The following is a 6,672-nucleotide window of genomic DNA, read 5'->3' on the forward strand; positions in this document are numbered from 1 at the left end:
AAAAACAGGCAACCTTGAAGAACGGCCCGTGTTCTTGAGGTTGCCTGTTTGCTTTTTATAAATTAGGAGTTGACTTTGCCCTTAGGGGAAGGCTCACACTGGTAAACAACAGAGGAGGTGACCGCATGCTCTCGATTGGAGAATTCTCGAAAATATGCAGGGTGTCGACTAAAACGCTGCGCTACTATGACGAGATCGGACTGATTCACCCGGATCAGATCCACCCTGAAAACGGGTACCGATATTACTCGATTGCCCAGCTCAAAAGGATGCTCCTAATCCAGCGGCTGAAGTCTTATTACTTCTCTCTGGATGAAATCAAAGAGGTGCTTGCATGGGAAGCGGATCAAGCGGAGGAACAGCTGCGCTTCCGTTTGCAGAGCAAGAGAGGGGAGATCGAGGAGAAGATCCGGGCCTATGCCTCGGTCTTGGGACAAATGAACTCTGACATCGGCAGCCTGGAGCAAGGGCTATCCGTCATGTCCTTCCTTGACCGCATCGAAGTGGAGCTGGTGGAGACCCGGCCGCAGAAGCTCCTCTTCCTCCGGCGAAATTTGAGCAGCGAGGAATATGCGGCAGGCTATGGAATGTATTTTGCCAAGCTCTATGAAAGAATCGCTACCGGGAAACTAACCGTACAAGGGACGCCGATGACCATTTATCACAGCCCGGATTATAATCCGGTCGGCAATGATACGGAGTTTGCGATCCCCATCAAGGAGGCGGTCAAGGGGACGAGGGATTTTCCCGGAGGCCTCTGCGCGAAATCGGTTTTAACGGGTTCATACCAGGAACTGATCTCGGTCTATGCCAGATTGAGAGAATGGGTGGAGCGGGAAGGTTATGAGCTAACGGAAGCGCCTTATGAAATTTACTTGACCGATCCTTTTAACACCGCGGAGGATGCGGGGCTGGTGACCGAAGTGTATTTTCCTGTTAAGAAAAAATAACAAGGTTGAATCAAGGGGATGAACACATGCCAAAAAACGTTTGGCCGACTGATTTCTGGCAAGCCGCCGATCCCGTAAGTCTGGGGATGGATGCGGATCAGCTATCGGGGCTGGAATCCGAGATTACGGAGAATTATGGAAATATGAACGGTATCGTGATCGTGAAGAACGGGTTTTTGACATATGAAAAATACTTCAACGGCTGCGGACCGGACGATGCGCAGCATGTGGCGTCGGTGACCAAAACGGTCCTCTCCGTCCTTGTCGGGATGGCCGTCAAAGCCGGTTTGATTCGAGATGTGAATCAGAAGGTGTTGGACTTTTTTCCGGAATATACGCTTGATCGTGATCACCCGGTAAAAAAAGAAATCACGCTGCGTCACCTGCTCACGATGACGGCTCCTTATCCTTTTGAGGATTGGCAGGAACCGTTGGACAAGCTATGCATGCAGCCCGACTGGGTCGAGTATACGCTTCAAATGTTGGGGGAAAAAGGGGAACCAGGCGTTTTTAAATATTCCACCGCGGGAGCGCATCTGCTATCCGCCATTCTCACCCGTGCCACGGGCCAAAGCGCCCGTGAATTCGCCAATGAAGTCTTGTTCGGTCCTATAGGGATGAGGACGATTCCGGATTATCCGATGGAAAATTTCGGTTTTGACGAATTGTTTGGAGCCAAGGTGAAGGGCTGGGTTAAAGACCCGAGCGGAAACTCTACCGGGGGATGGGGATTAACGCTGACGCCCCGCGACATGGCAAGGTTGGGTTTGCTGTGTTTAAACCGCGGGATGTGGGACGGCCGGGAGCTCGTTCCCGAGTCCTGGATGCTTGAGTCCACGGCAATGAACCCCAACCATTACGGATACTTATGGTGGCTGAGGGAGGAGGAGGGCATTTCTGCTTATATGGCCATGGGGGATGGCGGGAATGTCATCTGCTGTATCCCTGATAAAGAACTGGTCATCGCGATAGCGTCAGGATTTATGATGCAGCCCCGGGACCGGTGGGAATTGATTAAAGAGAAGATATTGCCGGCAGTGTAGTACTTAATCTACCTCGATCTTCTTTGGATCGGTCTCTATTTTGTAGACTTGAGGGTTGTCGTCTTCGCCTTGTAAGGTAAATTCCGCTACGGCGGAGATCTCGTAGATACCCGGGCTTTTAAAGCGATAGGTGTGTGACTCTAGAATGACTTGGTTCTGATCCAGAGGTCGAATAACCCCGATATCTGTTCGTATAATAGGATCGGAGTTCCCGTCACTGTCACGGATGACATAATAAAATACCGGCTCTCCGGTCATAATTTCGAAAGCTCGGTCCGAAGTGTTTTTTAACTCCGCCTCCATGGAAAAAGGCTCATTCACCTTCACTTGTTCCGGAAGCGAAAGCTGTATGGAGAAGAGATCGTGATGCGAAGCTGAGTTTGAATCTACCGCGGCGGGTGAGATCGGTTCAGTAGATTGACAGCCCATAAGAGCCAGCAATAGTATGAATACCAACTTTTTCAAAATAGTCACCTCCACCCAAACAGACGACAGGGCGGAGGTTTTTGTTTCAACAAAAAGAGGATGTGTTTCCACTAAGGACCTTACTGGTGATGTATGGTAAAATAAGGGTCAGACTACAAGAGTATAAGAACCCAACAATAATTCCTTATGCAACGGAGTGATGGATTGAAGCAAACAGGATTAGTAATATTAGTGTTAGCTATAGTATCTTTGGTGACGGCATGCAATAGTGATAACTCAGATAAAACCGTAATGTCCGAAACCACGATGGAATTAACAAAAAATGACCAAGTCAAGGCACCTGACAATAACTCTATAAAAATGTCTACGGGTAAAGAGTCCGTTGAAAAATTCTCGTATCTGAAACAACTTCCCTTAGAGAAACAAGAGGCGTTCACCCGATTTGAAGAGGAGCGGAAACGGAGTTACCTTTACAATTTTACCCCTGAGGACATGGTGTTGGTTTATCTATACTGTCTATCCGTAGGGGATCCGGATTTGCTGTATGATATTACTTTTAGTGGCGGACAGCTGCCGGACAAAGATAAGTTTCGGGAAGATTATTTTGAGTATGCGATGACCTATGATTCTGAAACAGCTGTACATTACAGATATTATGATTCTATAAAAGTCGATGAGAGTACGTCCGAAGAGAATAAGGTCACGGTCCTTGTTACGGTTAGTATAGAAACTACGACACATACCTTGGCATTGGGACTACAAAAAGAAGATCAGATATGGAAGATGGACATCTATCATTTGATAAAAGAATATAAAGACAAAGCAAACCAGAGTAAAACAGGATAGGTTCACTCGAATTAAAAAAGTGGGCTCCTACAGTTTTCTAGCTTTGATTACAAAAGTTACGGGAAGCATTGCGGCTTTTTTGGCAAAATCATGGTTCTCGCCCCGCGCTTGCAGCAATTCATCGTCGGATTGCTCAACCATTTGCTCAATGACGAATCCCGCTTTCGAGAGTGCATTCACATAGGTTGATAGTTTACGGTCCGATAAGGTCAGCGTACTATCACCAAGAGATACCGAATACCACGATTCATCAAAGTAGCTCTTTTTGAAAAGAAGCATATCATTCTCAGCAACCACGCATTTGTGGATAGGATGGGACCAACTGAAAATAAATGCGCCGTCTTTTTTTAAGTAAGAAGCGATCCTCTTAAAGGTACCCACAAGGTCCGTGGTCCAGCCTATGGCATACACCGAATACACGAAGTCAAAATAATCCTCCGGTATACCGCATTCTTCTTCCATAGGAGAACAAATCAATTTGGCCGAAAGACCGCTTGACGTCAAAAGTTGGGTGGTCTTTTCGAGCTGTCGTTCCGAAATGTCTATACCCCATAGTTCACCTGTTTGGCGTTCTCCCAAGTATTGCAAGGATTGACCGCTCCCGCAGCCTACTTCCAGTATCTTTTTCCCTGTGACATCGCCAAACAGTTGGCAATTTTCTTCCGAAACAAATGACCCGTACAAAGGAAGCGCGGTTGCCCCTAAAATTTCATTTCCTTTTGTATCCCAAAAAGCGACGTTTGTTTTATGTATAGAATCATTGTCCATGTCGACCGAGACGGCCCGTCCCACCTCGCCAGCACCTATCACGTTCGTTCTATAACCGGAATTCTTGTCCATGCGGCAGCATCCTCCAATATAAATAATTTGAGTCGTAAAGGTTGAGTTATAGAGTAATCTAGCATTTTGTGGAGGGGAAGTCTACCTAAAATGTTCCATATATCGAACGTTTGATCCCGGGAGAGGGTGGAGCTAATCTGTGGGGGAAGGGGTAAAGATGAGGCGAGTGATTAATCAGTGTAAAGGAGAAGACAAAAAGCACTGATCCGGCTGGAATTAGCCGGATCAGTGTCTTTCATTTTCGCATTCCATTAAGTCGCTTCGAAATATCCGTCTGACCCAGAATGTAGTCTATACTTACGTTGTAAAATTCCGATAACCTGATCAACACGGAGCTCGGTACATCTAAGTTCCCGCTTTCGTACCGGGAATAGGTAGCTTGAGAGATATTTAGTCTATCTGCAAGTTGCTGTTGCGTTAAATCTCTATCTTCACGCAAATCACGTATTCTTTTATACATCTTATTCACCCAAGCTAAGTTTAAATTATGCGAAAACTGCATATTGTATTTTATGCACTTTCCGCATAAAATTTATTCTATAAGTATAGTGTCGGCAGTATTTCAAGATTCTTAATGGTAGTTTATATAAGTCTGGAAGGGGAGAGTGGGATGAAAAGTATTTTAGAGGAACTTTACAGAGGTAACCTTAACCCTCAAGAGAAAATGGTTCCAACTATTCCTGAATATCGCCTGTTCAATAGAAAAATTTCATATTTGATGGAGGAACTCAAACAAAGACTTTCAGAGGACGATTTCAAAGCCCTTGAGGAAATCTTGGATCTAAACGGGGAGTCGAATTCCATGCTTACAAGTGAAGCCTTTGTTCAGGGATTTAGGATGGGAGCATTGATGATGATGGAGGTTTTCTGTGGGGAGGGGAAGGGGTTTGAGAAAAGAAATTGATGGTGGAAGAGCTGAGTTTTGAGTTTGAAGTTGGGGAACATATATGCTATTTGTTATGTGGATAAGATCTAGATTTAAAACTTTCGCTAGTAGTAGCGGGAGTTTTTCTATTTTCGAGATAAAAACTAATTGTTCGGCATATTATTCCATTTTTATAGTAGAATAAGTATAGTTCAAAAAGACTATGCCATCTTTGTTAGTATAGTCGGCTTAGTTTTGAATATCCATAAATTCATAAATGAGACGTTGGGGGAAATACTTATTACTCAAAAGGAGCATAATCATGTCTAAAAAAGTAATAGAAACAATAATTTCTTCATTATTATTAGCGATAGTAATGTTTCTTTTTAATTTATTATCTTCAAATTTCATAGTTGAAAAAGGTACTATACGTATTAGCGAACCGATTGAGATTGATAAAAATCAATTTCAAATCTCTGTTTCGATCTTGAACTTTAGTAATAAAAATATAAACAATTTGGAAATTAAATTGCCTATTGATGTTCCAGCTAATAACATTATCGTTACACAACCAGTAACAATCAATAAGGTTGTAACCAATTATGGAAATACTTTTGGAGCTATTTTCCGAATAACTAAAGTGGCTGAGCATCAAAATATATCAATGGTAATAATGAGTTCTCAAAAAATAGAGACAAACCAAGTGGTAATAGATAAAAATGGAAATAATATCGAAGTCGAATATTTCAATAAAGTGTCGAGTCCATATAAACGAAATATAGATAACCTCATAATTAATGCAATTATTTATGCTGCTTTATTTGCAGTAACAAATTATTTAACCGATAGAAGAAGACAAAAATTACAAAACGAATATACTGAAAGGCTGGAGATTAGTAAGAGAGACATCCAAGAAGATACAGATAGAATTAAGAAAAGACTGGAGGAGCAAGAAAAGGAAAGACTTAAAATTTTTCAAGACTATGAAAGGCTAGTGGCAGAAGTAGAAAAGCTAAAAGATACTCACATCAAGTGGAAAATTATATATCAGTCAAAACTTAAAGACTTTAGTAAAGAACTAAATTTTTGGAGAGATACGATAAGGAAAATAATTTATAAATCATCAGATACTAAGATAGAAGCGGATGAATTATTTATAACTGTAACTAAAAGTCTTCAAACTTATCAAACACGAGTTAATGCAGAAGATAATTATGACACTCTTAAAGTAATGTCTAAAATGTTTGAGGAAAGAACATAATTCTTTTGTATTAATAGTACTTTGCATAACATTAAGAGTCCACACTTCAAAGCCTTACGGCTCCTCGGTCAGCATCGGCAGGGAAGTGTAATCAAAACACATCCCACCGACCTAAGGCTCTTGGCAGGGCCATAGGTCGGTGGGATGTCGTGGATAAACGAACGTTATGCGAAAGCACGAATAATAAGATTATAAAGGAGTTATATTAGCGGGCTACGACCTTGGTTTTCTAATAGTGGAAAGTAAAGCATCTAAATCAACTCAAATGAACATGAAGAGGTGGAAAAAATCGTTACTACACTTTTAAGTAAATAGAGTCTGTAAAATAATTTGTGTAAACTCCCAATTCTACTAAAATGGAAAGTAATAGAAAGGTTGGGGGAACACATGGGACTTTGGACAAAAGAGCAATTACGAGCTTTCATTAAGGAGAACAAACTG

At 42.3% G+C, this 6,672-nt stretch carries 8 protein-coding genes; 5 read left to right on the plus strand and 3 right to left on the minus strand.

What is annotated here, in order from left to right:
* Positions 1 to 125 precede the first annotated feature (125 nt).
* On the plus strand, positions 126 to 950 hold the full coding sequence (locus KJS57_RS18975; RefSeq protein WP_213655981.1) for a MerR family transcriptional regulator: 825 nt from the start codon (positions 126 to 128) through the stop codon (positions 948 to 950).
* A 26-nt stretch (positions 951 to 976) separates the two neighbouring features.
* On the plus strand, positions 977 to 1,993 hold the full coding sequence (locus KJS57_RS18980; RefSeq protein ID WP_213655982.1) for a serine hydrolase domain-containing protein: 1,017 nt from the start codon (positions 977 to 979) through the stop codon (positions 1,991 to 1,993).
* A 3-nt stretch (positions 1,994 to 1,996) separates the two neighbouring features.
* Here KJS57_RS18980 and KJS57_RS18985 read toward each other — a convergent pair whose 3' ends face one another.
* Positions 1,997 to 2,458: a hypothetical protein gene (locus KJS57_RS18985; RefSeq protein WP_213655983.1), complete on the minus strand. Its 462-nt coding sequence runs from the start codon at positions 2,456 to 2,458 to the stop codon at positions 1,997 to 1,999.
* Positions 2,459 to 2,623: 165 nt separating this feature from the next.
* Here KJS57_RS18985 and KJS57_RS18990 point away from each other — a divergent pair, with 165 nt between their 5' ends.
* Complete coding sequence (locus KJS57_RS18990; protein ID WP_213655984.1) at positions 2,624 to 3,265, plus strand: hypothetical protein; 642 nt, start codon at positions 2,624 to 2,626, stop codon at positions 3,263 to 3,265.
* Between the two features lie 27 nt (positions 3,266 to 3,292).
* Here KJS57_RS18990 and KJS57_RS18995 read toward each other — a convergent pair whose 3' ends face one another.
* Both KJS57_RS18995 and KJS57_RS19000 read right to left on the minus strand, forming a co-directional pair.
* The gene (locus tag KJS57_RS18995; protein ID WP_213655985.1) at positions 3,293 to 4,105 is read right to left on the minus strand and encodes a class I SAM-dependent methyltransferase; all 813 of its coding nucleotides are present in this window, start codon (positions 4,103 to 4,105) and stop codon (positions 3,293 to 3,295) included.
* Between the two features lie 235 nt (positions 4,106 to 4,340).
* On the minus strand, positions 4,341 to 4,565 hold the full coding sequence (locus KJS57_RS19000) for a helix-turn-helix domain-containing protein (RefSeq protein WP_213655986.1): 225 nt from the start codon (positions 4,563 to 4,565) through the stop codon (positions 4,341 to 4,343).
* A gap of 150 nt (positions 4,566 to 4,715) precedes the next feature.
* Between KJS57_RS19000 and KJS57_RS19005 the strand changes: the two genes are divergently transcribed.
* Together KJS57_RS19005 and KJS57_RS19010 are read left to right on the plus strand one after the other, a co-directional pair.
* Positions 4,716 to 5,009 (plus strand): DUF6809 family protein, encoded by a 294-nt coding sequence (locus KJS57_RS19005; RefSeq protein WP_213655987.1) that lies wholly within the window; start codon positions 4,716 to 4,718, stop codon positions 5,007 to 5,009.
* A 283-nt stretch (positions 5,010 to 5,292) separates the two neighbouring features.
* Complete coding sequence (locus KJS57_RS19010; protein WP_213655988.1) at positions 5,293 to 6,231, plus strand: hypothetical protein; 939 nt, start codon at positions 5,293 to 5,295, stop codon at positions 6,229 to 6,231.
* The last annotated feature ends 441 nt before the right edge of the window (positions 6,232 to 6,672 follow it).

The organism is Paenibacillus vini, from assembly GCF_018403325.1.
GTDB classification, from domain to species: Bacteria; Bacillota; Bacilli; order Paenibacillales; family Paenibacillaceae; genus Fontibacillus; species Fontibacillus vini.